Here is a 1,012-nt window from a genome sequence, read left to right as displayed (position 1 = left end):
TCCGCACCGGCTTGGACTCGCCGTCGAACACCCAGTGGCGCAAGCGGCCCAGCAGACGGCCGACCGCGCCGAACGAGCGCAGGAACGCGGTCGGCACGTACAGCGGCACCCGCAGCGCGTGGAACGCCGTGGCGTGGGCGGCGTAGCGGACAACGAACCGGACGCGGGTCTTGAACTCTTCGGCCGACGTCAGCCACTTGGCCACCAGCGGGCGGGCGGTGGCGTCGGCGGCGTTCTCCCACCACGACCGCGTCACTACAGGCGGGTCGACCGGCACAGCCGGAGCGACGCCGCCGGGCTCGTCCGCGTCGGCGGCGTCGATGACGTCACCGGCGCGGGCGTCCCGCTCCGCCGCGCCCTGCTCCGGGATTTCCTCCGCGCTGCGGGCGGTGTCCGGGCGGATCGGGACGACGTTCCCGGACCGGGTGTAGGCGACCTCGGTGGCCGCCGGATCGGCGTTCACAGCCGCGTTCACGGCGGTGTCGGCCGGGGTGTTCACGGACGGTTCGGCGGGGGTGTTCACAGACTGGTCTCCCTCGTGGTTCGGGAAGGGGTTGTGGTCGTTGGGCGTGGACATCACGCGGCCTGCCTTTCGTCGTTGGCGGGCTCCGGCTTGGCCGGGGCGGTGTCGGTCAGTTCGGCGGCCAGGGCGGTGGCGACGTTGGACGAGGTGCCGCGAGCGCAGTCGGTGACGCTGCGGACCCAGGCCGGGGTGATCTCGGTTCCGGGCGTCCAGGCGGCGCGGGCGTCGGCCACGTAGTCGGCCAGGAGCTTGCGGGCGGCGGGTTTGGCCTTGGCCTTGCTCGTCTTGCGGGCGGGCTTGCGCACCGGCTTGGCCGCGGCTAACTCGTCGTCGGCGGGGAGTTCGGCGGGTTCGGCCGGGCTCGCCGGTTCGTGCTGGTCGACGTCCGGAGTCCCCATGCCGGCATGGGCGTGACCGGCGGCGGCCAGGACGGCTTCGGTGAGCTTGTCGCGCAGCACCGGCGCGGTCTCCGCGGCCAGGAACACCAGC

General features: G+C 73.6%; 2 pseudogenes. Both read right to left on the bottom strand.

What is annotated here, in order from left to right:
* Positions 1–523, bottom strand: a pseudogene (locus L942_RS09435) (hypothetical protein); the annotation flags it as partial.
* 53 nt (positions 524–576) lie between these two features.
* Positions 577–1,012: pseudogene (locus tag L942_RS09430) on the bottom strand (hypothetical protein); the annotation flags it as partial.

Source organism: Amycolatopsis orientalis DSM 43388, assembly GCF_000411975.1.
Taxonomy (GTDB): Bacteria; Actinomycetota; Actinomycetes; order Mycobacteriales; family Pseudonocardiaceae; genus Amycolatopsis; species Amycolatopsis orientalis_D.
Note: the sequence above shows the minus strand (reverse complement) of the source record. Positions and strands in the feature narration are given on the sequence as shown.